This is a genomic window from Rufibacter latericius (genome assembly GCF_003721515.1).
GTDB classification, from domain to species: domain Bacteria; phylum Bacteroidota; class Bacteroidia; order Cytophagales; family Hymenobacteraceae; genus Nibribacter; species Nibribacter latericius.
In genome coordinates this window covers 420,165-446,456 of the sequence record NZ_RJJD01000003.1, presented here as the reverse complement: position 1 = coordinate 446,456, position 26,292 = coordinate 420,165, and the positions used below count along the sequence as shown (strand labels likewise).

Below are 26,292 nucleotides of genomic sequence, written 5' to 3'. Positions count from 1 at the left end.
AAACAAGGTGTCTTTGGGGGCTTCAGTTCCGGCAGGTATTTCTGTACCCTCTGGTGGGTTAAATAATCGCTTTCTTTCTTCTTCGTGGCAAAGTGAATCTGTCGCGTATTCTGCAAGCAGTTGGCCTTAAAACCTCCTTTTCACTTTCCTGACCAGCAAGCCCACGCCTTCTTAAAGTTCAAGTCCTAAGAAATGAGGCTTGGTTTGAATTGTTATATCTAAGTCCAAGGATTGTAGAATAGAGCATCGGAGAAAATGTATATTCAAGAACTAAGCCTTTGATCTATTGATGGTTCTGAAAATAGCATTAAGGACGTTTTCTCAAAAACCAGCATTTAATATATTTAAAATTGTATAATTAATTATTGCTGAAGCTAGTGTGGCAATAATGCTATTTATGGAGTTAAATTGATGTAACTTGCATCACAGCAATTTACTTAAACCGAGCAGTGAAATTCAAAAAGGTGGGTTCTACAGAAGAGCAGTGGAATCGCAGAATCATAGAGAAAGTCACCAGTTTTACCTCTGACCTTCTCTGCGCGATTGATGAGGAGGGGAGGTTTATCTACGTAAGTTCCACCAGTGAACAAGCATTGGGGTATAAGGTAGAAGAATTACTGCAGGAAAAGTTCATTGATTTTGTAGCTCCTCAAGACAAAACCAGTACCCTTGAAGTGGTGCGGAATGTCATGGACGGGGTGCCGGCCAAGAATTTCCTGTGCCATTACCTGCATCTGAACGGGACCGAGATCCCCATTTCCTGGTCGGCGGTTTGGTCCGAAAAAGACCGGGTGCTGTATTGCCTGGGAAGAAACGGAGCCGACCAGAAAGAAGCCCAACAAAAACTGCTGGAGAAAGATGAGTGGCACAGCACAGTGGTGCGGTACGGTTCTGATATGATCGGGCTGCTGAGCGAATCAGGCGAGTATCTGTATGTAGAGGGCGCCGTAACCCGGCTGTTGCAATATGAGCCATGGCAACTGGTAGGCTGCAATGTGTTCGACCTGATCCACCCAGATGAGGTTGACTTGGTCAAAATTGCCCTGGAGAAATTGTTGAAAGATGAGGTAATCCAGGTGCCAGATATCAGGTTCAAAGCGGCGAACGGGGAGTGGCGATGGATCGAGGCCATTGCCAGCAACCAGTTAAAGAACCCCGCCGTGAAAGCCCTAGTGGTAAGTTCCAGAGACATTACTGAGAGAAAGCTGGCTGGTTTGCAGTTGGAGCAGAGCGAACGCCGTTTCAGGTCGTTGTTTGACAATAACCCAGACCTGGTCACCTTTGAAGACCGAGCCGGTAAAATACTGGACGCCAACCCCAGGTTCCTGAATTACCTGGGCTTTTCCAAGGAAGAGGCCCTTACAAAGCATTTCTGTGATTTTATTCCTCCCGATAGACTGAACCTGTGCATGCAGCATCTGGAAGACGCCTTTCAAGGGAATATCATTAACTTCGATTTAGATATACCTCAGGAAGCGACATCTGTTCCAGGGGAAGCTAAAAGCATCAGCCTGAACATCACCAAAATTCCTCTGGAGGTGAACGGAGAAGTGATTGGGGTGCACTCCATCGCCAAGGATGTGTCTGAGGTAAACGCCGCCCATGCCATCATAAAGAAGCAAGCCGAGACCCTGCAAACCGTTTTTGAGAGTATCACCGATGCGTTCTTCATGCTGGGTCGGGATTGGCGGTTTAAGCTAGTCAACTCCGAATTTGAGCGGGTGTTGCAGGTTGAAAAACAAGACTGCCTGGGCAAAACCATCTGGGAAGTGTTTCCGGCGCTGATAAACAGCAACTTCTACCATTTCTATAAGAAAGCCCTGAACACGGGGCAATCCATCAAGTTTGAGGCGTTTCTGGAAGAGTCAGATATTTGGCTGGAAGTAAAAGCCTTCCCATCAGACGAAGGACTGTCGGTGTACTTTTCTGACATCACAGACCGGGTGCGGGCCATTCAGGAGCGGGAAAAACTCTCGCTGGTAGCAAGTAAAATCTCCAACGGAGTTATCATCACAGATCCGAGGGGTAGAATTGAGTGGGTGAACAGTGCCTTCACCCGCAATACCGGGTATCTTTTTGAGGAGGCAAAAGGACAGCAACTCAGCACTTTCCTGGAAGGCCCTGAGTCTGACTTGACGGTAGGACAACAAATTGAAGAGAAACTCCAGCGGGCAAATCCTTTCAATGCCATGGTTCTCCATTACCGTAAGAACGGGGAGAAAGTATGGATCTCCATGGATTTTACGCCCATTTTCAACGAAGAAGGCGTCATCTCCCAGCATATTGTGATCCAGAAAGACATCACTTTCAGGAAAGAGGCCGAAGAGCGCCAACTGGAGATGACCCGTGACCTTTTCCGGCAGAACCGCGACCTTCAGCAATTCACCTATATCGTGTCGCATAACCTGCGGGCACCGGTAGCCAACGCCATGGGCCTCGCCGATTTTCTGACCAAACTGGACAAGCATTCAGAGATGTATGATACGTCACTGGCACACCTCAAGTCCAGTGTGTTCAAATTGGACACCGTGCTGCGCGACCTGAACATGATTCTATCGCTCAGAGATCAGCAAGACATTTTGGAGCGGGAGATGGTGAGTTTGGCAGAGGTCTTTGACCAGGTACGGCAGTACTTCATGGAATCTTTGGCGCACCACAAAGGGGAGTTGATAGTAGACATTGATCCGGGTATCAGACTTAACACCAACCGGGCTTATATCTACAGCATCTTCTACAACCTGCTTTCTAACGCCATTAAGTACCGGTCAGAGGCAAGAGTGCTGCAGGTGAAGATCCAATGTCAGCCAAATGCAAGTGGAGGCTTACGCCTTGACTTTTCAGACAACGGGTCGGGCTTTGACATGGAGAAAGCCGGCGATAACATCTTCAAGCTGTACAAGCGTTTCCACAACAACAAGAAAGGAAGGGGCATCGGTCTGTTCCTGGTTAAAACCCATGTGGAAAGTATGGGCGGTACCATTGAAATGAAAAGCCGCTTGAACGAAGGAACCCAGGTAGAGATTCTTCTTCCGGGCGAAGTGGCCGGCGTAAAATCCTAACCCTACTCCCTGCTTTGGGCCTGTTTTTCAGAAAACACCCCTAAAGCAGGGAGTAGATAAGGCTGTCTCTATTAAGCAGATTTTATATTTAAATTTTATTTATAACAAAAGAGAGATATTTATAGTACAAAAGTAGGTGCGTTCAGATCTGCCCCTTTCTTTAACAAGCCGGATGAAAAGCTTGGAAAGAAGTGACAGGCAAAACGTTTTCTTTTCACCTAATTTTTAGTGCTATGAAATTCAAAGGTCTACTCCAGTTTGTTCTTGTTGCCCTCCTAGGTCAGTTTCTGTTTTCCTGCAGTTCAAAAGAGTATTACCGGTTCTCCTCGGCCAATCCTGAAACCTATCACCGTGGGGTGGCAAAATCTGAGCCCGTGAACACCGTTCCGGAAAGTACCCCTCCAGCCCCAATTGAAAAAGTAATCACCGCTACCCCGGAGATAACCGTAGCCAAGGCGGCGGAGCCAACCTTGGAGGCCACCACCAAAGCGGCCGAACCTGTTTTGTTTGAAACCCGAAAAGCGGTTAAGGAAACTAAGGTGACCAACATTCCCCAACCCGTTCTGACCGATAAGGAAGACGCGGCCTTGGAGGCAGTAAAAGGTAGGCTGGCCAACATGACTAAAGCGGAGAAGAAGGAGTTCAGGAAAGACCTGAAAAATTCCCTGCGTGATGCAAACGAAGCCAGTGATGTGGTAGAGATTATCCTGGCCATTTTGCTGCCACCACTGGCGGTTTTCCTGCATGAAGGGGAAGTTGGGAGCCGGTTCTGGATAAGCCTTTTATTGACCATCCTGTTTTTCTTGCCAGGAGTTATTTACGCCCTGCTGGTGGTCACCGATACCATTTAAGGAACATCGGTAAAGCTTCGCGATAATCAAAGTAAAAGGCCCCGGTGCAAACGCCGGGGCCTTTTACTTTGATTATCGTTTTTGGGGCAAAAAACTAAAAGAAACCTAAAATCAGGAGTATTACATTACCTTCAGCCAGTTCTCGGCGGGGTCTCTTTCTTCAAAACTGAGGACAAGGATGCCTTTGATGTTGTTTTTCAGGGTTTCCTTGGTAGAAAGTTGGCTGTAGAGCTCTGGAGAGAGAACCCAGGCGAAAAACTTAACCCCTGCTTTGTGCAGAGCCGGGAACCAGATTTTAGCGGCCCAATCAGCGGCTCCAGACCAGTTGCCGGTTGCCGGGGAATTGTTGTTTAACACCTTGGAGGTTCTGGTGCTGGCTACATGCTTGAGTATTTTCTCACATCCGTCCTTCACCGTTTCCTCGGTTTGTGGCCCGGTCCATTCCACGCGCAGAATGTCGGTGAGTAAATCTAGTCTGATGTTGAGGTGGGGCTCTTGGAGTAACGTGCGGTTGTGCATTGCTTCAGAGAGAAAATCAGGAGGCAGATTTCAGCCAGGCCAAAGCGGTAGATCGATCCGGGAAATTCAGCATCTGGAAATTGATGACCATGCTCTGCTGAATTTTATGGTGGTTTTCGGCTACGTTTGTTTCTGTTTTCAGATCAGTAGACTCTACCCGGGCTATCTTCTGCAATCTGGTGGCGGTAAAGTCTTGCGCTAGTTTGAGCACCAAGGAGGTGTTTTCCTCGTCTGAGATAGAAACGGAGGACTTGCTACCGTCTACCAGCAGCTTTTTCACGTCATAATCCCTGACGGTTTCCACCATTACTTTCAAGGCCTGTTTCACCTCGGGCAATTGGGCTGGCTCTAGGTCGGGCCATTCCATTTCCAGGATATCCGTAGCCGGATCATATTCAAGCTGCAAAATACTGTCTTGGTAAAGAAGCATAAGAGTACACCTGAAAAGAGGCCTTGTTTATATTCAAATATACTAATTTTCAATTCAAGATTTAAAAAGAAAGTCTGAATATATTCACCCTAAAAGCCTTCTTAAAATGTCAGCAAAAAGCAGAGGCGCTTCTGAGGTAAGAGCTTGATTCCGCTTTCGAAGAATCATTTTTTATCAACTTATTAGGATCAAGAGTTAGCCAAAGTCTAGGTTAGGTTATAATGGAGATATCTGATGCTTTCCCTAAGTTTTAGGGCTGGTTTCAGGAAAACAAACCTGAAACATTACCCATGGTTTGAAAGGCTTTCTGAAGGATGCGTTTACGACTTGTTTTCTGAAAATAGCCCAAAAAACAGCGGCCCCTTCTTATAAACCAGAAGGGGCCGCTGTAGTAAGAAAAAGAGGACTGAAATTAGTTTAATAGGACTGGCTTCCCGAAACCCAGTTGCTCCAGTTTCTTCAACTGCGTGGCCGCATCGCCCACGACCAGGTAGTACATTTTGTTCGGGTTCACATACTGGCCGGCCAGTGTCTTGATTTGGTTTAGCGACATCTCCTTCACCAGTGCCTCTCTGCGTTTGGCGTAATCCTTGGGCCAGCCGTAGGTGCTGATGTTGTTGAGCAGATTCAATTTGGCACTCATGGTCTCAAAGGCCCGTGCATTGCTCTTGATCAGGAAACCCTTGGTAACCTCCAGGTCCTGCGCCGAAAAGGTAGGTCCGTAGTTCTGCAGAATCTGCCGGATCAAATCGGCGGACTCAAAGGTGACATTGGACCTTACTCCACTCTGGATCACGAAAGGGCCCGGAAGGGAAGAACCCGAGAAGGAGGAGTTGATACCGTAGGTATAGCCTTTGCCTTCTCTGAGTTGTTGCGTCAATTGCGAAGCGAAGCCGCCGCCACCCAGAATATAGTTCATCACCTGTGCGGAATAAAAGTCTGGGTGCGTAGCCGGGAGCGCCATATACCCAAACCGCAACACCGACTGTTTCGCGCCAGGTACATCATAGAAGTACACCTTAGAGGCAGCAGGGGCCGTTGGTGTTTGGTACTGCGGGAACCGCACCTCTTTGGTTTTCCAATTCTGGTTCAGGCCGGCCAACGAGTTCATGACTTCCTGTTGGTCCACGGCGCCCACCACCTGGAACGTAGCCACCGAAGGTGACAGGTTAGCGGCGTAGTACTTCTGGAGATCAGCTAAAGTAATGACCTGTACCGAGGCCTCGGTGCCCAGAATATTGCGTGACAGAATGTGTTCCTTCCCGAAAAGCAGCTTCCGGAAGCTGTTATCCGCAAGGGAGTTGGGGTTGGCTTTCTGCTGTTTTATCTGGCTGGTCACCTGCTGTTTGGTCAGTTTGAATTCCTGCTCGTCCCAGCGGGGCTCCAGTAGAATCTCCTGCACCAAGGCCATGGTGGGACCGTAATTTCGGGCCAACGTACGGCCACTGATGGTAAAGCCTTCCTCGCTGGCATTGATGCTGATGGAGGCACCCAGCGCTTCCATGGTTTCCTCCAGTTGTTGGGTGGTCTTGTTTTTAGTGCCTTTCAGGAGCAGTTCAGAAAGCAGGTTAGAGACCCCTACTTTGGAGGAGTCTTCCAGCAGCAGGCCGCCGTTCAAGCGCAGGTTAAACTGTACCAGCGGCACCTCGCGGTCTACAATGCCCAGCGTTTTGAGGCCGTTTTCTAATTTTCCTTCCCAAACGTTGGGTACTCTGGTTTCAGGGGACTTGCCGTAAGGCGGTTCTACCGTGCGGTCAAAGCTGGAAGGCGTGCGCGGATAATCGGCTTTGGCTGAGGCATCGAACTTTTCCTCGGCACCTTCCACAATCTTCTCTTCCACCACGCTGGCTTTCTGTGAGCCCTTAAGTACCAGATTCGCCTGGCCCTTCGGCACGAAACTGGTAACCACGTAGGGTTTTCCTTTGAGGTACTGCTGATACACCCGCATCACATCTGCCCGGGTCACGGCCAACATGTTCTGGATGTCTTTGCTGATGAACCCCGGGTCACCCGCGAAAATCTGGTATTGGGCCAACTGGAACCCTTTGCCTTGCACACTGGCTAACCCGTTGTAGAAGCTTACCTCCTGGGCGGTCTTGATCCGGTTGAGGTCTTCGTCTGAGAAGCCTTCTTTCTCGAACTTCAGGAAAGCCTCTTCTACGGCCGCGTGTACCTGGTTCAAGTCCACTTTTTCATAGCCCCGCACGCTCAGCATGAATTGACCGGCCAACTCGGCGCTGCTCTGGTACATGTTCACCCGGCCTGCCAATTGTTTCTCATCTACGATCAGTTTGTTGAACGGCGCCTTTTTGCCATCGGCCAGCAAAGTGGCCAGGGTTCTGAGGGCGTAGGAATCTTTATGGTAGGTGTAGACACTAGGCCAGGCCATGGTCAATTCAGGTAAGCGGGCGAAATTATCCTCGTGGTACAGCTTTTTGGTCTGCGCCAAAGTCACCGGTTTTTTCTCCAGAGCCGGGATCTTTTCGCCTTTTTTGATCTCCCCGAAATATTTCTGCACCCACGCTTTGGCTTGGGCAGGTTCAAAGTCGCCTGAAACTACCAGAGTAACGTTGTTGGGCACGTACCAGCGATGATAGAATTCCTTTACATCGGCTAGGGTGGCATTCTGAAGATCCTCCAGCGACCCGATTACCTGCCAGTGGTACGGATGGTCTTTGGGGTACAGGTTCTGGTCGATGACGTAAGAGGTGTTGCCGTAAGGAGCATTGTCATAGCTTTAGCGCTTCTCGTTTTTCACCACTTGTTTCTCTTTAGAAAGCACCTGCTCCGTGACGGTGTTGATGAAAAAACCTAGTTTATCGGCCTCGGCCCAAATCATTTTCTCCAGCGCGTCGTTGGGCACGGTTTGGTAATAGTTGGTACGGTCGCGGTTGGTAGATCCGTTGGCCCCTGAACCGCCAATGCGGGCGCTCATCTTGTCAAGACCGCCTTTTCCTAGGTTCTCCGACTCCAGAAACAGCAGGTGCTCAAATAAGTGGGCGAATCCGGTCCGGCCTTCCTTTTCCCTTGCCGATCCCACGTGACTGGTGAGGGCCACCGCCACCACCGGATCTGATTTGTCCACGTGGAAGACCACGGTTAGGCCATTGTCCAGGGTGAACTTCTCAAAATCTACCTGAAGGTCTGGTTTAGCGGTTTTGGAGGCGCTTTGCCGCTGACAAGACAGCAGCACGGACGCTGTAAGGAGCAATAAGGTAATACGATGGTGAAATTTCATGAAGGGGTTAGGTTTTGTATGAAGCGGTTTGATTGATGATTCACTGGTGAGCACAGCAAGTGCTTCTCTACCGCCAAGACAAAGGTAACAGAGTTTTAAAATACCGAAAGCCCAGATGAGAAGCGATTATTTTGATCCAGGTGCAGCACTTAAGCCAGGGAATAAGTTTGGGAGAAAGCCTAGAAATCTAAGGAAAAGGATAGAAGAAGGATGAAAATGGCTACGGGCAGCAACTGTGTTTTAGGCCTAATTTGTAGAAAACGGCCTTTAAACACCGTTGCTGCCCAGAGATGAGATTAGTTTGTCTGACCTGCGATTTTATACAACTCCGGCAGGACCCTCTCCCCGAAAAACTCTATGTATTGTTCTTGCTCCAGGTTCACGTTGTGAAGGTGCAGGTTTGTAAACCCGAGTTCCAGGTCCTGGGCTAGCCAATCTAAGTGCTGCTGCGCGCTGTCAGAGATGCGTACGTGCGGTTCCAATTCATCTGGTTTTACCATACTGCCGGCGGCATCAAACCCTTTTACCGTGGGAATATCTGAGAGGAGGGAAGAGGGGAAAACGTTGTTCCGCCATTGCTCGTGCGCTCCCTGCCGGGCTTTCTCCGGAGACTTGTCATAGGATAGCTGAACCTTCAGGTGCATGGGTTTTCCTTCGCCGCCTCCTCTTTTAAAGGCATCTACCACTTCCTGCAGTTCCTGAGGCGGTTTAGATATGGTGATTAAGCCATCTGCCCAACCGCCCACCCATTCGGCTGTTTCTGGAGTGATAGCGGCGCCTAGTACCGGAGGCGTGTATCCCGGAAGCGTGTAGAGCTTGGCGTTTTCTACTTCCACCAATCCTTTATACGTCACGGTTTCTCCCCGCCAAAGCGCCCGCATGATGTCCACGCAGACCTTCAGGCGCTCATTCCGTTCCTGTTTGTTAGGCCAACGCTGCCCGGTTATTCGTTCGTTTAAAAACTGCCCGCTACCCGCCGCTATAAAGAACCGATGCTGGAACATTTCGCAGAGAGTAGCCACCTTTTGCGCCGCCACAGCAGGGTGGTAGCGCTGCCCCGGGGCGGAGACTACTCCAAACGGCAAAGCGGTAGCATGCATGGCCGCTCCCAGCCAACTCCAGGCATACCCGCTCTCACCCTGATTTTCGCTCCAGGGATAGAAGTGATCCGAAGAAAGAATGTTCCCAAACCCGGCCTGCTCCGCTTTTTGCACCAAAGTCAGTAAATAACTCGGTTTAAACTGCTCATGCGAGGCGTGGTACCCAATGGTGATGTCATTCTTTTCCATGGTAGGTCAAACTTTAGGAATGCTGGCGTTAAGGTATTCTTGGCCAGAAATAATGGTAGTTCTTCTTGTGATTTAAAAGAGAATTTTGCCCGGTTTTCAATAGCCTAAAAGGAACCTTACTGGCAAGTCAAACAAGGAGCACGTTGCTTTTCTTCTTTCCAGAGATGTACGGGCTGGTAAGGCAGGGGTTATCAGGATAGACTCATCGTAAATGAACGCTTTAGGCCTTGTTTACGGAAAAGGGCTCTAAAACAGTTTTAAGATTTGATGCCCTTCAACAGAAGTAACTGTTAATTCTAATCAGGCTCCTGATCTAAATCCTGAATCTCCTTTTTATAGGCGGTGGGTAGAATAATTGATTTCAGAAACCAGTCCAGTTTCAGGTGTCTGCTGACTTTGTACCCTTGGAGGAGAGGCGTGATAAGAGATATTTTCCGGAAACCGAGTAGTTCCTTCACCCGGGGGGGCACTACCAGTATCTGGGCTTCCAGAAGTAATCGGTACCTCAGGTTGCCCAAGTGCTTTTGGTATTGAAGAAACAGATCATGGGTATAGGAACTCATGACCAGGTCTTGCTGCAAATGCTCTTCCCGCATTAGAAGCCATTCTTCGAAAGACAGCGGAAGGCCTTGTAGGCCCATGCGATCACCTACGCGGTAAAAAACTGAAAACACCTCTGCTTTTTCCTGCGTGGTGAGTTCCCGTTCCATCACCTCAAAAGACCGGATAGAATAGTCAATGAGCATGAACAGCACATCTCGGTACGCCCAATCTGGGATGGAGGTCCCGCGTTTGGCTTCAACCGCCGAGTGGATGCTGGCCATTTTGTCGATGGTTTTATGGGCCATTTCGGTGGAAGAGTACACAATCTGCCGGGCATACGCTACGGTTGAAAAAAGCCTACCCAATGGATCGGCCGGAAGACGCCCGGTAAAGTAGAGCCAATCCACCGCCTTATTCAGCGCAAACTCAGCCGATGCTCCCGCAAAAATGAAAAGCACGGTGTCGCCTTTCCCCCAGATTTCTCGCACCACCGATCCTTTTTCTACAAAATACTGGTTGGTTTTCTGCTTCGTCATGACTTTGGGTTTCGCTGCGGTACCTTTATTCCTGTGCTCTCCAGAAATACGAGGGACCTTTCTTTGGGGTAGGTACTTTGTGGATAAATGTTTCTACTCTCAGTTTAAGCAATTTATATACTAAATGAGAAAGGTCATTTCTCCAAAATGGAAAATCTGTTGTGTCCCACATCTAAGGGCTATACCTTTGTTAAAAGCTACAATTTTATATACAAGTTGATTTATTCCATTATACAGTAGAGTATCCAATACTAAATTTTTGAACCTTCCTACCCCGTGTTAAATCCCGAAGTTGATGTTTGTGTGCTTATTCCCTGTTATAATAACTTAGGGGGCTTGTTGAAGTCTTTGCAAAGCATCTCTTATCCTCTGGATAAATTATGTGTGGTGGTGGTGGATGACGGCAGTAGTATAAAGGTGCAGGAAGAACTGTTGCCCTCTTTCAATGAAACAGGTTTTAGGATTTATGTGGTCAGGTTGCCCCACAATCAAGGAATAACTAAGGCGTTAAATGCTGGCTTGCAATGGATTAGCAATCATCTTAAGCCAAGGTATATTGCCCGGTTAGATTGTGGCGATACGTGCCAGAAGGAGAGGTTCTATAAGCAAGTAACGTTTCTGGACCAAAATCCTGGCGTTGGGCTACTTGGGACCTGGTGTATCTTTCAAAACCCAGATGCTGGTTTCAAATACACCTATACCACTCCTACCAGCCATGCTGAAATAATTTCAGAAATGTACTTCAGAAATGTTTTCATTCACCCAACGGTCATGTTCCGGGCAGAGTTAATTAAGGTAACTGGCGGATATTCTTTAGATTATCCATTTGTTGAGGATTATGCCCTGTTTTTTGAAATGTTGCACAAAACAAATGGAGCGATTTTAGATGAATTTTTAGTTATCTGCGAATTAAACCCAAACGGTATTTCCATGTCTAACCGCCGGCAGCAATTACAAGGCAGACAGAAAGTAGTTTCAGTTTACGGAAGTAATTCCTTAAAGAAGTTGCTTGGAACTTGTAAGTTGCTGGGAATGAGAATTATTCCTTATAAATTGGTTCTGCTTTTGAAGAATAAAGTAAGTAAATAGAAGGCTGAAACCTCGGTAGAAAAAATAGTGGCTGAGGTTCTGTAATAAAAAACAAATGCTACTACTAATAGGGAATTGAATGATTTTATTACCAATCATGTTGTAAGGAAATATCAATAAAGCATACTTGAAAAGTATCAAGGTTATTATGAAGTAAATAAAATAAAATAGAAAAAGATAAGTTTTTTGTTTATGTCAATGGATAAGAACAAAAAGTACCTTTAAAAAATAGAGAATAGTATTTCTGCCAAGGTTTTATGGTTGTAAGGAATATTATCTATCTTTGGTACATTACTTTTTAAAGTAACAATAGTAAGTTTTAGTTCTGTATCCCCCAGGCTAATGAAAATAGTACACGTCATTGAACCCTTTGCCTCTGGAGTAGCTGTTTTTGTAAAGTCACTTACAGAGACAATGCCAGAAGACCTGCATATCATCATTCACGGTGAACGGAAGCAGGTTATGTCTGCCAAGGAGGTGAAGAGAACCTTTCCTAAACAGAACGTGCGCTTCATTCGATGGAAATCGGTTCAACGGTCCATAAATCCCTTCAAAGATTTTCTGGCGCTTACAGAGCTGCATTACATTCTTAAAAGGCTTTCTAAAAGAGGTTTTGTGGATGCTGTGCATCTGCATTCTTCTAAAAGTGGACTTTTAGGAAGGGTAGCCTGCAGGATGGCAGGTATAAAGAATGTGGTCTACACTCCAAATGGTGCACCTTTTCTTTCATCTGGTAACCCAGTAACTAACTTTTTGTTTAAGCAAATTGAAAAGTTTGGAAATGGGGTAGGCGGGAAAGTGGTTTGCTGCTCTGCTTCAGAATTGAATGAGTATCAGAAAATAGGCATCAACGCTAGTTTCATCAACAACGGGGTGTCCTTAAAAGAAACCTCAGGCTCAAAAACGCTTCAAGTCAAAAAAGAGAAATTCCAGGTAATCACTACCGGACGGATCGAGGCACAAAAGAATCCTGCCTTATTCAATAGTATTGCCTCATTTTTTGAAGATTACGAGCAAATAGAATTCATATGGGCCGGTGATGGAAATGAAAGGGCGGCTTTGAATTCTAAGAATATCATTGTAACAGGTTGGCAAGATCCCCAGACCATCAAAGAAATGGTAGGGCAAGCCGATGTGTTTATTTCCACATCCCTGTTTGAAGGACTTTCCTTTAGTGTTCTGGAGGCTTTAGCGCTAAGGAAGCCCGTGCTCCTGAGTGACTGTGTCGGGAATTCTGATATTATCAGAACTGGGCTTAACGGCGATGTTTTTAGTAATGAGATTGAGGGGATTGCCAAGATCCTAGATTATTTTAATAATCAGGAAATGTTGACTGTCATGGGGGAATATTCATATGATATCTGTAGTTCTAATTTCGATGTAAATATGAATTTTCAACAATATAAAACTACTTACCAGAGTTTTGAAAGAACAGTAGTGCAAGATTGATAAGTAACAGAAGGTTATTTTTTAGAATACTATTAAAGTTTAAATAAATGAACGATTTGATTCCAATTAAGAGGCTTATACCTGAATCTGATTCCTTAGAAAGTATCCATCATACCTTAAACCTTATCAAACTTCAATTCTTAGAGGAGTTATCGAGTAAACAGGATTTGCTTGATAAGAAAGAACAGGAAATAAATACCTTAAAAATTGCCTTAGAAGAGAAGAACAAAGCCATTGAAGAGTTGAATCTGAAAGTTGCCCAAGTGGAAAGGAACAATGAAGGCAACCGACAGTTGAATAGAAAGCTCATCAATGAACTCGTGAGAAAACAACAAGATATAGAGTGGTACAAGAGAACGTACGAACAAAGAAGTTTTCTTGGAACCATCAAACAAAGAATTTTAGAGAAGTTGTTTTAATTCCATCTTTCTTTTTAAGGGTTCATGTCTTTCCTTTTGCCTCGTTTTTATAAGAAGAGTCAAGCTCAAAAGGCAACTACTAAAGTAATTGCTGTTCAATCAAAGTGTTTTCAAAAGTGGAGTTTACCGGCGAGAGATTTATTCCAAGTAGTGAGTTGTTAAATGATGAAATTGGTGTAGAGCATCTTCACCGGTATTACACAGTATTAGACCAAGTTACAGATAAAATAGTCTTAGATATTGCATGCGGCGAGGGATACGGATCAAATATCCTGGCTAAAAAAGCTAAGAAAGTTTTTGGGGTTGATATTGACCCCACCAGTGTAGAGTATGCTCAATCTACTTATGAAAGTAAACTTCAAAACCTTAGCTTCCTACAAGGCTCAGTTGAAAAGATCCCCCTTGCAGATAGTTCTGTAGATATTGTTATCTCCTTTGAGACAATTGAGCATGTTGATGAAGCAACTCAAAACGCTTTCTTAAAGGAAGTAAAACGGGTGTTGAAAGAGGGAGGTAGACTTATAATTTCTACACCCGATAGAGTTAACTATTCTGAAAGGTATTCTTACAAGAACGAATTTCATGTGAAGGAATTTAGTTCAGATGAATTTCATCAGTTCCTGGCTTCCTATTTCAAGAACGTAGAAACCTTTAACCAAGGGTTTGAAATTGTTAGTGCCATCACTGCTCCCAACTCCTCGGCCTCACGTTCCATAAAGGTTTGCGATTGGAAGAAGACCCCCATTTCCCCATCTAGAAAATACCTGATCTCTGTTTGTAGTGACACTCCGGCCCAGGAGGCATCAGATATTACCTCGGTAGTCTTTCATGTAAATAAAAACTACCTAGACGTAACCGATAAGATAACCCATAATGAAGCCCATATCCTGGAACTAGGTGCGTGGGGTAAATCTTTGGATGAAGAAGTTCTAGAGAAAAATACCTATATCCACAGCCTTCAGGATGAGCTTTCAATTCAATCCGAAGCCGTTAAAAATCTAAAAAGTGAAAGGCTCCAAATGGAGGTCTCTTTCCAGGAGAAAGAATTACTTTTTCAAAAGACTTTACAAGACCTTTTAGCTTTAAAAGAGGAAAATACCCGGCATGAGCAGAAGATAGCTCAGCTTTCCGCAGAACTTAGTGACAACCAACAAACCGTTCAGGGGCTGAAACAAAAAATACACAGCCAATACCAGGAAATTGATGCTTTATCTGGGCGACTTCAGGAAATCTATGTTTCCGAGGGCTGGAAGCTGTTGAGTGTTTACTACCATCTGAAAGGGAAGGCTTTACCCGAGAATTCAAATAGGTACAGAGTTCTAAAAAAGGCCATCAATTCCATTCGGGGGAAGAAAGAAGATGAGGTAATTACCTTATCCCCCAGAGTTGGTCAAAAGGTAGGGGGCCTTCAAAAGGAGCCGATCAAAAAAATCACATACACTCCTTTTGAATTGCCTTTATTTGAGAATCCGCTAGTTTCTATCATTATCCCAGCCTACAATGCTTGGGAAATGAACTACCAGTGCATTCATTCAATTAAAGAAAATTCCCTTGGAGTCAGTTATGAGGTAATCCTGGCCGATGATGGCTCCACGGATGAAACAAAGAACATAGAGAACTACATCAGGAACATTAAACCCATTAGAAGCGGAAAGAACCTGGGTTTCCTGCAGAATTGTAACAATGCAGCCACTTTTGCTAAAGGGAAATATGTGTTGTTTTTGAATAACGACACCGAAGTACAACCTGGTTGGCTAATTGCTCTTACAGATCTAATGGAGAAAGATGCTTCCATTGGGATGGCCGGCTCAAAGTTAATTTACCCTGATGGCCGATTGCAGGAGGCAGGTGGGATCATTTGGAATGACGCTTCTGGTTGGAATTTTGGGCATAGACAAGACCCAGATTTGCCTCAATTTAACTATGTAAAAGAAGTAGACTACGTTTCTGGAGCCAGTATCATCATTAGGAAAAGTCTATGGGACGAACTTGGCGGCTTTGATGAGCGCTACATACCTGCTTACTGTGAAGATTCAGATATAGCTTTCGCTATTAGAGAGAAAGGTTATAAGGTAATATACCAACCTTTGTCTGAGGTGATCCACTATGAAGGGTATTCTCACGGGAATGATAGGGAACAAAGTGCCATCAGTTCTATTAAGGAATACCAAAAGATCAATAATCAAAAGTTTTTTGAGAAGTGGAAGACGGTTTTACAAAGAGACCAATTTCCTAATGCGGAAAACGTCTTCTGGGCTCGTGAAAGAAGCGGCCAAAAGAAAACGGTGCTCATGATTGACCATTATGTGCCGCAATATGACAAAGATGCCGGGTCAAGAACCACCTTTGGTTATCTAGAACTTCTAGTGAGCCTGGGTTATAATGTCAAGTTTCTGGGAGATAATTTTTACAAGCATGAGCCGTACACCTCGGTGCTTCAGCAAATGGGGGTTGAAGTGCTTTATGGCCTTTGGTGGCATGAGAATTGGCAGCAATGGTTTTTGGAAAACAGTGACAAATTTGATTACATCTATTTAAACCGGCCACATATTTCTATAAAGTATATTGAATTCATAAAACAGAATTCAAATGCCAAGATTCTATATTATGGTCATGACTTGCATTTTTTAAGAGAACAGAGGAGGTATGAGGTAGAAAAAGACCCTGCTATTCTAAAGGAAGCCAAAAAATGGAAGGAGACGGAAACGTTTCTGTTTGATCGCAGTGATATTATTCTAACGCCTAGCGAAGAAGAAAAAAAGATTATTGCAGCTTTAAGCCCTAATTACAATGTACATGTAATTAGGCCTTTTATTTACAATAGCTTAAATGAACCTGTTCTGAACTTCTCTAAAAGAAGGGATCTCCTATTCGTAGGTGGCTTTGGGCACAAACCTAATGTAGATGGAGTCTTATGGTTTGCGAAAGAGGTGTGGCCTAGTATAAAGAAAGAAATCCCTGAGGCAAAATTCATCATTATCGGTTCTAACCCTATAGAACAAATAAAAGAGTTGAATTCTCCAGAAATCCTTGTAAAAGGCTTTGTAAGTGATGAAGAGCTGGAACGTGCCTATCAAGAGGCTAGAATGGTGGTAGTTCCATTACGCTATGGTGCAGGGGTAAAAGGAAAGCTAGTCGAAGCAATGCATTTTGGGGTGCCTTTGGTAACCACAACTGATGGAGTTGATGGTTTGCCAGGAGATGTTTCCTTTATCAGGCCAGAAAATGAAGCAGATCAACTTGCAAAACAAGTTGTAAAGTATTACCAGTCGGAAGAGGCCTTAAAGCAATTAAGTAGATTGGAAGTCAATTATATCAAAGAGTTCTTTTACAAGGAGGCAGTAAGTAAGGTGCTAAAAGAAGTGCTTGAAACCACCAAAAACTTTGCTTGATAATGGTTTTTGATAGGTTTAGTTGGTGTAAAATCAAATAAAAAAAGAGTTCTCTCGCTTTCAGTAGCTTAAAGGGTTGCAAAGAATTAGAATATGGATTTAAGAGAAATAGCTTTAAATAAAAGCCAAAAAAGACACCCTTGGGAATTGGCAAGGATAAGAGTTATAAAACATTTTATCAGGGGTTTAAAGAAGGAGTATGGGAAAGAACTTACTATCCTAGACATAGGAAGTGGGGATTCTTATTTGATAAAAGAATTGTCAGAGGAATTTAAAGAAGCTTCTTTTTATGCGGTAGATATCAACTACGATGATGCCTATTTGGTTAAAACCAATAGCGAGTTTGCTTCTGAAAACAGGAAAATTAGGGTTTACCAAAGCCTAAGTGCTGCAGAGGCTGAAATTCAAAGTAAAGTTAATTTAATTTTATTGCTTGATGTAATAGAACATGTTTCCGATGATGTGCTTCTTCTGAGTGAGTTAGCTAAGTCTCCCAGGGTTGATGAAAAAACAAACTTTCTTATTACAGTGCCTGCCTATCAAGCATTGTTCTGTTCACATGATGTATTTTTAGGGCATTATAGAAGATATAATAATACTCTGTTGCGTAAAAATATTTCTAAAGCAGGTCTTCAAGTTGCAGAATCAGGTTACTTCTTTACGTCACTTTTAGCTCCAAGGTTTTTACAGGTTTTTTTAGAAAAGAAGTTTACTCCTGAGAAAGAAGTTACTGGAATTGGGAATTGGGATGGTAATAGATTAGTAAGTAAGGTTTTTGAAAATATACTTTACTTAGATTTTAAAATGTCAGATTTGGTGAAAAAGCTAGGAGTAACCCTACCTGGTCTTTCAAATTATGCTGTATGCAAAAGACTTGTATAATTATTCCTTGTTATAACGAAGAGTTACGCTTTGATTGCAACCAATTCGTAGAATTCCTTGATTCAAACAAGATATTTGACTTTTGTTTGGTAAACGATGGAAGTTCTGATGGTACTCAAGAGATTTTGTCCCATCTTTCCTCATTAAACGAGGATAGAATTAGGGTAATCAATCTGCAGAATAACCAAGGAAAAGCCGAAGCAATAAGGAGCGCCTATTTAGAATGTATAGAAATCGGTATCTATGATTATATTGGATTTATCGATGCCGACTTTTCTGCACCCCTGAGTGAACTTAATCACATCTTATCTCTTTTTGATGGTAATTTAAGACACGGGATTATTGCGGGATCAAGAGTCAAAAGATTAGGGGCGACAATTGAAAGGAGTTCTCTTAGACATTATTTGGGAAGAGCATTCGCTACAATCGCTAGTATAATACTGAAATTGTCAATCTATGACTCACAATGTGGGTTAAAGTTAGTAAGGGTTGATTACGCGAAAGAGTTGTTTAAAGATCCTTTTCTTACAAAGTGGCTCTTTGATCTTGAACTTTGGCTTCGCTTAAGGAATATGATCGGTTATGAACTTACCTGTCAAGAAACAGTTGAAGTGCCCTTGAATGAATGGAAAGAGAAAGGTGGTTCTAAGATAAAAATGAACAGTTTTTTGACTGTACCATTTGATTTGATCAGGATTTATTTAAAATACAACAAGCTTGTTTTAGATTCTTTTGAAGTGCCTGTAAAGGCTCAAAAAGAATCTGTATTAAGTTAACATCGCTTATTTACAAAAATGCCATGAATTTTGTTGGTTTAACAGGCCTCAATAATAGTAGTAAGATAGAAAAATTTCTTTTTTATATTACGTTGATTGCTGTTCCCTTTATTATTTATTATTATTTCTTACCCTGGAAAACTAATACAATCTATGGTGATGATTTAATCATGTTTAGAGATCATTATGTTCTTAAAACATTTAATGAAAGAATCCATTGGCATTTAGCTTTTCAAAAATACAGGCCAGTACATGGGCTTGTAATGAATTTTGTAATTGAATGGTTCGGAAAAGATATAAATGCATATTATATTTTTAATATAGTAATTCAAACTATAATCACTTTTGTGTTCGCTTTAATATTGAATTTATTTTTGCGATCTCCTTTGTTTTCACTTTTGTTTAGCCTTGTTGGAGGTTTATCCAGATTTGCTTTCTTTAATGTTTCACAATTATTGAATGGTGGTGCTTTGGAGGGTTTGGCAATGGTGTTTTTTCTCCTGTCACTATACTATTTGTTGAAGGTTCAGATAGCTGTTGATTTAACGGAGAAAAGAAAACGAAACATTATTATAACTTCTATTTTGTTTTCCAACTTAGCGTTGTATACTCATGAACGGTATGTTGTAATATTTCCTATTATCGCTTTAGTTATTCTAATTGCACCTAATCTTTTATCTTTTTCTTTAAGAAAAAGGGTTCTGTTTGGTGTTTTATCTTTTGCTTCTATTCTAGTAAACGTTTTAATCAAGGATATTTTCTTCTCCATGCCTTTCTTTGTTGGTACAGGAGGGGCAAATATGTCTTTGTCTATTTCTTCTGCTTTAAATTATTTAATGGAAGGAGTAGTGTCAATTCTGCATTTCAATATTGGCCCTGAATATCTTGTTGGTGTAAGCTTTTTCTCTCTTTCTATATGGTTTAAATGTATAGTATTTGTTTTGGTTTTAGGTTGTTTGTCTATAATGATCCTTTTTGTTAAAGATTCATTTAAGAAGATTATAGATAAAAATAGAAGTTTTAAAAATGTTTTATTTGCATTTTTAACTTTGATTCCCCTTTTCTTTATTTTGTTGTTGCCGGCTATAGTAACAATAAGGCTTGAGCAAAGGTGGCTTCAGGCCTCCTTGTGCATTTTTATTTTATTATTTACAATTGCTCTGGCTAATATTAACTTTCAAAATAAAACCCTGAAGAATGCTTCATACTTAATGTTTGTATCATTGTTTTTATTGGTTGATTATAACTATTTAGCGAAAGGGGTAAATTATCTTTATTTAAAAGATTCAGAAAGAATTGCCTATAATTTTCAACAGGCAATGGAGGATGAAACCATTAAATTTGATACTGATAAAGTTTATATCTGGGAAAATAAAATAGATTTGAATTATGAAAATTCAATAATTTGGAGCCTGGCAGAAGGTTATTTGTTTTCCTTCTATCAAAATGAAAGTAAAGAGATTGCTTTTGTAGATTCTACTTACCAAAAGCAGAATGCTTTAATGGGTGCTTTCATAGATAAGGAACCTGGTTCAGAACAAATAGTTCTCTTACATAGTAAACTTGTTGATTTAACAGATGATTACTTGTCTGATTCTTTAAAATCTTTTAAATCTTTAGGGTTAGAGAAGTTTATGGAATTAGAAAGTAAAAAAGCATCCTTGAGACGATATAAGCAAGATTCACTTTTAATTACTGTGAATGATTTCAATTCCTATGCTGTAAATGGGTTTTATGAAAATGAAAATGGGATACGTTGGACTAATGGCAATTCAACGATAGATCTGCTTGGAAATTTTCCTGCTAAAAAGTTGTTTCAAGTTGAACTTAGTACATATCTTCCCCCTGCTTTCAAAGAGCTTACTCCCTCATTAACTTTAATAGATGATTACTATAAAGAAATTAAATCGGATTCATTGACTAAAAGTGGTGATAAGTTTGTTTATAGCTTCAATTTTTTGCGACCAGTAAAAGTTAGGAAAATTCTAATCTCAGCCAAAAAGGTAAAAGCCACCCCGCCGGATACTAGAGTCTTATCCTTTCCTTTTATTAGTTTAAAGATGAAATCAAAAAGCTTGTAATTAATTATTTGGATTGTTTGCGTTCTCCATCAAATAATCAAGTTTTAATTTTAAATGCTGAATTCTAGTAAACTCCTTAGTTGAAGAATGTTTTTTCTTGGTAAAGTGGTGATAGTTTAATAAGAATATCCGGGTTAATCTTAGTTTTATTCCTTATCTGCCCAATTGATGGTTACAATTTCAAAAAAGACTATAAGATTGCCTTTTTTGTATTTAATAACCTTTTTTTATTTGATAAACAAATTTAAATATGGATGCTTGTGTTTGCCCAGTTTGTCATTCTTGTTCAGGAGAGTTGTTTCAAGAGGTTAACCAACACAATTATTTCCAATGCCAGTCCTGTGACGTTCTTTTTATTTCTCCAGAAGTATTGGAGAACATGGATAATGGAACGTTCCTGATCAATTATAATAGCAACTACTGGCAAGAAGAGTTAAAAGCCGCCAAAGAGAGATCATGGGGGACTGCTTTGGCCAGAACCGCTGAAGTTTTTCTATATTCTAAATTGCCCATTACAAAATTCATTGATATTGGATCTGGGCCCGGATATTTTCTAGATGCTATAAGTTACCAGCTACCATCTTCAAAAGAGATATTTTATGCTGCGGAGCTTTTTCCACCGGCCGATGAGTACTGCACTAAAAGCCCCAACTATCATAAAGGAGACATCTTAGACCTGAATTTTCAATTTGATGCCGGATGTTGTATCGAAGTGATTGAGCACCTGACACCAAAGATGGTAGAGTCTCTTTTTCAGAGTTTGGCAATGAAATCCAAGCCCAACTCTATCTATATTTTCAACACGGGTTTAGTAGAATACATCAAAAACGAAGATCCAGGTTACTTGGACCCCATTGTTAGGGGGCATGTGATGGGTTGGTCTCTAAAAGCCATTCAGTTTTTGGCTGAACCAATTGGCTTTAACATCATCCCTATCCCGGGCAAGACTTGGGCATTTATTGCTGAGTTTCAGCCCAACCATAACGCTGAACTTCCTATAACAGATAGGATATGGAGTGCTCTGCCAGAAAATAAAGAAATATTATCAGATAAAGCTACCGGAAATTTAATGTATGTTCTGGGGTTAGATACGACCAGAGCCTATCTTTAGGAAAAGTGGAAAGCAATGTTCTTTACAAAAGGGGACCCTTTGAAAATATGATAGAGGAGCCCCTGTTTTCTGTCTTTCTTCATTGCTTCTATGAGGTGGAGGAAATTCTGGAAAAGCTCCAACCTTTAGAAGCTTTCTATCCTTATTGGCTGTTTCTTAACTCAGTGATTCAATCAAGACATTTTGAAAAGTTTTCGTCAAGTAGGTTTGCTGATTTACAAATCCAAAATATAATTCATAGAAGATCAACAAATGTTGGGAAAGACATAGGAGGGAAGTTGGTTTTAATGGATGCTTATCTAAGATTGGGTATAAAGACAAAGTACCTGGTTTTCGTTCACGACAAGAAAAGTCCCCATCTAGCAGATGGAAGACAGTGGTTCAATAATCTTATCAGAATTATTCATCCCCCGGTAGTTAAGAGTATTCTTGAGGCTTTTCAAAAGGATGCCAGAATTGGAATTGTCGCTTCAAAAGGCTCGGTCATGAAAGAAACAAATTCCCTAGGCCGCTTCCAAAGCAACAATGGACAGGTGCTTTCTGGGTTACAAGAGAGGTATAATATCTACCCGAAAGATCCTTCCTATGTGGCCGGAACCATGTTTTGGGTAAAGTCTGAACTTTTTACTCAATTTTTTTCGGTATTTCCGCCTCTTGAAATTAGAGCAAGTCTGGAAGAAGGGAACGTGTTAGATAACGAAGCCGGCACTTTTACGCACTCTTGGGAGAGACTCTTGTCCTGGATAGTCACATCCCAAGGGTACTTTATAAAAGAGGTATGAGGCTACTGGATGACATTTGTTTCATTTTAAAAGAAGGAACAGACCTCCTTAAAAAGGGTTCTGCTGCTTTCCCATCAGGTATTCACTTCTCCTTGTTGATTGATAAGAGTAATCTGATTGATATCTCTAGTATCTATAAATATATAAGCTCTAGTTCTTCACCATTTAAATTTTCCTTAACCTTTAACCTGAGTTTACCAGACCTACAAAGTGTTTCCCCCTTTACTTTAGCTGCCTTCTTTTTTCTGCCTAATTACAAATTGTTAGATGGAAAACCGGTTATTAACCTTTTGCCTTCAAAGGAAGGGAATTCCAAATCAACCCAAAATCTATTAGAAAAGATATCTACAGAGCAAAGGTTTGGTGGTGTTGCTTGTAATAAGCTAACTTTGTATAACCACCTTGACTACACTGGGAGCAATAATCAGCGGGTAGAAAATCCTTCTGAGGCCATCCGCAGGATGGTTTTTGACCGGGATTGGTTGAGGGAAGAAAGTGACTTTGTGGGGGCTACTATTAGCTCAACCAACGAGATGGAGGATTTTGTTCAGGAGCTCAAAAAGTCTGAATGTGAGTTTCAGGAGGTTAACCCTCAAGTCTACTCGCTTTTAGTGGCAAGAAAGGAGTTGTTCAGGGAGGTGGAGAGTCTTAAAATTAAAGTCCAACACCTTGCCGAAGATTTAAATAATGAAAAAACCTACAATGCTTTTCTAAAAGAAAACCATCAGGCAAAACTTCTACAGGAATACTATGACCATGAGTATGAAGTTCTGCCCACCTGGTTTAAGCGGTTAGGTCATATTATTAAGTTTATTACAGGTAAAAGGAGGCTCTTCCTCTAATTATTTTATTCCATATTATATTTTGAATTACTGGCTTCTTACCACAGAGTATCCTCCTTTCTTTGGCGGCGGAATTAGCACATATTGCTATCATACAGCGAAAATGTTAATTAGCGATGGCCACAAGGTCTCAGTATTTGTGAACGATAGCTCTGTTAAGAATACTATTACTGAGATAATAGAGGGAGTAAGGCTAATCCGCTTTAATCCTAATCAGACAGGGGCCTCATCACATCTGGGGCACGTGACTAATATCAGTTATGAGTTTGCCGCCATTGTTCAATCCTTTATAGCACAAGAAGGAGCGCCGGATATCATTGAAGCCCAGGAATACTTGGGTATAGCCTATTACCTTCTCCAATTTAAGCACCTGCACTATCCCTGGATCAAGAATATTCCTGTTGTTATTACCATGCATTCTCCATCCTTTCTTTATATGGAGTATAACCATGTTCAACAATATAAATACCCTAATTACTGGATTTGCGAAATGGAAAGGTTCTGCTTGCAGGCAGCCAACCTGATCATTTCTCCAAGCCAGTTCATGGTCAGGGAACTGGCCGAAAGATTTCACCTTACCAACGACAATCTTGTCATCATTCCTAACCCGTATGAAATTCAAGACGTCGTTCTGCCCGAAACAGAAGGGGATCAACCAAGTGAAATCATTTTCTTTGGGAAGCTTACTTTCCAAAAAGGAGCCTCAAAACTGTTGATGTACTTCAAAGAGATGTGGGATAATGGCTTTAACGAGCCTTTGTTCCTGGTGGGAGGCCAAGATATTGTGTATCATCCAGAGGGGAAGACCATGGGTGATCTGATAAGAAATAAATACAAGACCTATATAGAAAAAGGCCTCCTTAGGCTGGAGGATAGAATAAGCCCTTCCCAGATAAAGAGCCGTCTGGCTGCCGCCAAAGTAGTGATCGTTCCAAGTCTGAATGACAACTTGCCTTACGTGGTGTTTGAAATGATGGGGTTGGGTAAAGTAGTGCTGGCCTCCAAGCAAGGGGGACACTTTGAAGTTATTGAACCGGGAAAAGACGGCTTCATTTTCGATCACTATTCTCCAGAAACCTTTGCGCTACAGTTGAAGACCATTTTGGCCTTATCAAAGGAACAAAGAATAGCAATCTCGGAAAATGCTATTCAGAAGGTAAAAGAGAAATACAGTTTAAAGGCTATCTATGGGCGAAAGCTAGCTGTTCTCCAAAACCTCCTTAACCAAAAAGGAGAGAGCCAAACCTTCCCCTTTATCAGGAAGAGTGCTTCAGGCAGCATTCCCTTGGGAACTCCGGACAAAGAGGAGGTGGAAGGGCTACTGTCCATCGTTATCCCTTATTACAACTTAGGCGCCTATTTGGATGAAACGGTTACCTCGGTTCTGAACTCTACCTACGGCCAGAAGGAAATCATCATAGTAAATGATGGCAGTACGGATCCGTTAAGTAAATCGATCTTAGAAAAGTATCGGACTAAACTTGGGTTTGTGGTTCTAGACAAACCTAACCAAGGGCTTGCTTCGGCAAGGAACGCGGGTGCCCTTTATGCTAAGGGTGCTTTCTTGGCATTTCTAGATGCAGATGATAAGGTAGCGCCTGAATATTACACCAAAGCCATCAACGTTCTTGAAAACAAGGACAACGTGCACTTTGTAGGTGCTTGGACGCAGTATTTTGAGGGAGCTAAAGCAATTTGGCCTACCTTTGTACCAGAGCCACCTGTCATCTTATTTCACAACGTGGTTAACTCAAGTGCCTTGGTTTACAAAAGACAATCGTTCTTGAAGGGTGGCTTAAATGACGGTAAAATGCCTTTCCAAGGATTAGAAGATTATGACAGTGTTCTTTCTTTGGTGAACAAAGGGCTTTACGGAGTAGTATTGCCTGAGCCTTTATTCCATTATAGGGTTCGTAAAAGCTCTATGATCAGGAGCATTTCGGCTAATAAAAAGCTGTTGTTATATGAATATATAACAACGAAGTATCCTGAGGTTTATGGTGCCTTTGCCGCCGATGTCTTCAATTTGTCACTGGCCAATAAGTCAGTAACTGTTTTGGATAATCCTTCTCAGGATCAAAATCTTTTGGAGGGGCTTCCGGTTGGAGGGAAGTTATCTGCAAAAGCCATCTCCTTAATCAAAAGAAATAGTTTTGTGAAGCCCATCGCTTACAAATTATATAGTACCTTTTTTAAAAAATAATGTTTGCTCAAAGTACTATTACCTGGTTTAAGAAAAATAATAAATTTGAAAGGCTTTGGCTTCTGGCTAAAATCGAGTTTAAGTTGCGTTATTATGAAAATAGGCTTGGCTTATTCTGGGCGTTGCTTAAACCCATATTAGATATTGGTATTTATTACCTGGTATTTCAGGTGATCCTGAAACAGGATATTCCTGCATTTGCCTCCTATCTCTTTATTGGCCTTATTATTTATAATTTTTTCATTGAAAGTACTAGCGGTACCATTAGTCTGCTGCATACCAAAAAGTACCTGTACGAGTATAGTAACATGAATAAGTTAGAGATTTATATCTCAACATTAATGAGCAACGTGATAGGGTTCTCTTTCAACCTTATTATGTTCATGATTTTCTATACTTTCATTGAACCTGAATCTATAGGGTTATCTGTGCAGAATATCTGGATTATTCCTGTGTTTTTAAATGCATTCATTTTGGCATTGGGAATCTCCCTCATTCTATCCAATATATTCATTTATGCAAAGGATGTGACTCAGATTTGGCAGGTAATTGCAACCTTGCTTTTGTTTACCTCTCCCATTTTCTACAAGCTTGCCAGTTTCAAGCAGGCCCTGCCTTCATTTGATCGCCTGAACCCTATAGCCGGCATCATTATAAATGCCCGACGGGTAATGATGCAGGGAGTAGCACCAGATTTCAACCTGATGCTTTTTGATTATGGGTATGCTTTGGTATTTCTGATTGTAGGTCTCATTCTCTTGAATAAAATCGGATCAAAAGCTGCTGAAAAGCTATAATAAT

20 protein-coding genes are annotated in these 26,292 nt (G+C 42.1%); 14 read left to right on the top strand and 6 right to left on the bottom strand.

Features of this window, described 5'->3' with window-relative positions:
- Nucleotides 1–449: 449 nt before the first annotated feature.
- The gene (locus tag EFB08_RS07445) at nucleotides 450–3,059 is read left to right on the top strand and encodes a PAS domain S-box protein (RefSeq protein ID WP_123126302.1); all 2,610 of its coding nucleotides are present in this window, start codon (nucleotides 450–452) and stop codon (nucleotides 3,057–3,059) included.
- Between the two features lie 233 nt (nucleotides 3,060–3,292).
- Nucleotides 3,293–3,910 (top strand): YqaE/Pmp3 family membrane protein, encoded by a 618-nt coding sequence (locus tag EFB08_RS23770; RefSeq protein WP_227006250.1) that lies wholly within the window; start codon nucleotides 3,293–3,295, stop codon nucleotides 3,908–3,910.
- 120 nt (nucleotides 3,911–4,030) lie between these two features.
- Here the strand turns inward: EFB08_RS23770 and EFB08_RS07435 are convergent, their stop codons facing one another.
- The 6 genes from EFB08_RS07435 to EFB08_RS07415 all read right to left on the bottom strand — a co-directional run bounded on the left by EFB08_RS07435 (nucleotide 4,031) and on the right by EFB08_RS07415 (nucleotide 10,465).
- Complete coding sequence (locus tag EFB08_RS07435) at nucleotides 4,031–4,429, bottom strand: hypothetical protein (protein WP_123126301.1); 399 nt, start codon at nucleotides 4,427–4,429, stop codon at nucleotides 4,031–4,033.
- Nucleotides 4,430–4,445: 16 nt separating this feature from the next.
- The gene (locus tag EFB08_RS07430) at nucleotides 4,446–4,859 is read right to left on the bottom strand and encodes a hypothetical protein (RefSeq protein WP_123126300.1); all 414 of its coding nucleotides are present in this window, start codon (nucleotides 4,857–4,859) and stop codon (nucleotides 4,446–4,448) included.
- Nucleotides 4,860–5,271: 412 nt separating this feature from the next.
- Nucleotides 5,272–7,500 carry a M16 family metallopeptidase gene (locus EFB08_RS07425; protein WP_227006261.1) on the bottom strand — a complete coding sequence of 743 codons (2,229 nt, stop codon included), beginning with the start codon at nucleotides 7,498–7,500 and terminating at the stop codon, nucleotides 5,272–5,274.
- 96 nt (nucleotides 7,501–7,596) lie between these two features.
- Nucleotides 7,597–8,097: a M16 family metallopeptidase gene (locus EFB08_RS23765; protein ID WP_227006249.1), complete on the bottom strand. Its 501-nt coding sequence runs from the start codon at nucleotides 8,095–8,097 to the stop codon at nucleotides 7,597–7,599.
- 296 nt (nucleotides 8,098–8,393) lie between these two features.
- The gene (locus tag EFB08_RS07420) at nucleotides 8,394–9,386 is read right to left on the bottom strand and encodes a TIGR03885 family FMN-dependent LLM class oxidoreductase (RefSeq protein ID WP_123126299.1); all 993 of its coding nucleotides are present in this window, start codon (nucleotides 9,384–9,386) and stop codon (nucleotides 8,394–8,396) included.
- Between the two features lie 296 nt (nucleotides 9,387–9,682).
- Nucleotides 9,683–10,465 carry an oxygenase MpaB family protein gene (locus EFB08_RS07415; protein WP_123126298.1) on the bottom strand — a complete coding sequence of 261 codons (783 nt, stop codon included), beginning with the start codon at nucleotides 10,463–10,465 and terminating at the stop codon, nucleotides 9,683–9,685.
- Between the two features lie 276 nt (nucleotides 10,466–10,741).
- On the opposite strand from EFB08_RS07415, the gene EFB08_RS07410 reads away from it, so the two are divergent.
- The 12 genes from EFB08_RS07410 to EFB08_RS07355 all read left to right on the top strand — a co-directional run bounded on the left by EFB08_RS07410 (nucleotide 10,742) and on the right by EFB08_RS07355 (nucleotide 26,288).
- Nucleotides 10,742–11,554 (top strand): glycosyltransferase, encoded by an 813-nt coding sequence (locus tag EFB08_RS07410; RefSeq protein ID WP_165864825.1) that lies wholly within the window; start codon nucleotides 10,742–10,744, stop codon nucleotides 11,552–11,554.
- A gap of 342 nt (nucleotides 11,555–11,896) precedes the next feature.
- Entirely contained in the window at nucleotides 11,897–13,003 is a 1,107-nt protein-coding gene (locus EFB08_RS07405; RefSeq protein WP_123126296.1) for a glycosyltransferase, read from the top strand.
- Nucleotides 13,004–13,050: 47 nt separating this feature from the next.
- Nucleotides 13,051–13,422 (top strand): hypothetical protein, encoded by a 372-nt coding sequence (locus EFB08_RS07400; protein ID WP_123126295.1) that lies wholly within the window; start codon nucleotides 13,051–13,053, stop codon nucleotides 13,420–13,422.
- A gap of 104 nt (nucleotides 13,423–13,526) precedes the next feature.
- A complete protein-coding gene (locus tag EFB08_RS07395; RefSeq protein WP_123126294.1) occupies nucleotides 13,527–16,814 on the top strand; it encodes a glycosyltransferase in 3,288 nt (1,095 codons plus the stop codon).
- Between the two features lie 93 nt (nucleotides 16,815–16,907).
- Nucleotides 16,908–17,696: a class I SAM-dependent methyltransferase gene (locus EFB08_RS07390; protein WP_123126293.1), complete on the top strand. Its 789-nt coding sequence runs from the start codon at nucleotides 16,908–16,910 to the stop codon at nucleotides 17,694–17,696.
- On the top strand, nucleotides 17,678–18,472 hold the full coding sequence (locus EFB08_RS07385) for a glycosyltransferase (RefSeq protein WP_123126292.1): 795 nt from the start codon (nucleotides 17,678–17,680) through the stop codon (nucleotides 18,470–18,472). The genes EFB08_RS07390 and EFB08_RS07385 overlap by 19 nt, the downstream gene beginning before the upstream one ends.
- Before the next feature lie 23 nt (nucleotides 18,473–18,495).
- On the top strand, nucleotides 18,496–20,553 hold the full coding sequence (locus EFB08_RS07380) for a hypothetical protein (RefSeq protein WP_123126291.1): 2,058 nt from the start codon (nucleotides 18,496–18,498) through the stop codon (nucleotides 20,551–20,553).
- A 379-nt stretch (nucleotides 20,554–20,932) separates the two neighbouring features.
- The gene (locus tag EFB08_RS07375) at nucleotides 20,933–21,664 is read left to right on the top strand and encodes a class I SAM-dependent methyltransferase (RefSeq protein ID WP_123126290.1); all 732 of its coding nucleotides are present in this window, start codon (nucleotides 20,933–20,935) and stop codon (nucleotides 21,662–21,664) included.
- 47 nt (nucleotides 21,665–21,711) lie between these two features.
- Entirely contained in the window at nucleotides 21,712–22,446 is a 735-nt protein-coding gene (locus EFB08_RS07370) for a rhamnan synthesis F family protein (RefSeq protein WP_123126289.1), read from the top strand.
- Nucleotides 22,443–23,288: a hypothetical protein gene (locus tag EFB08_RS07365; RefSeq protein WP_123126288.1), complete on the top strand. Its 846-nt coding sequence runs from the start codon at nucleotides 22,443–22,445 to the stop codon at nucleotides 23,286–23,288. The genes EFB08_RS07370 and EFB08_RS07365 overlap by 4 nt, the downstream gene beginning before the upstream one ends.
- A 22-nt stretch (nucleotides 23,289–23,310) precedes the next feature.
- The gene (locus EFB08_RS07360; RefSeq protein ID WP_227006248.1) at nucleotides 23,311–25,491 is read left to right on the top strand and encodes a glycosyltransferase; all 2,181 of its coding nucleotides are present in this window, start codon (nucleotides 23,311–23,313) and stop codon (nucleotides 25,489–25,491) included.
- On the top strand, nucleotides 25,491–26,288 hold the full coding sequence (locus EFB08_RS07355; protein ID WP_123126286.1) for an ABC transporter permease: 798 nt from the start codon (nucleotides 25,491–25,493) through the stop codon (nucleotides 26,286–26,288). The genes EFB08_RS07360 and EFB08_RS07355 overlap by 1 nt, the downstream gene beginning before the upstream one ends.
- Nucleotides 26,289–26,292: the final 4 nt, after the last annotated feature.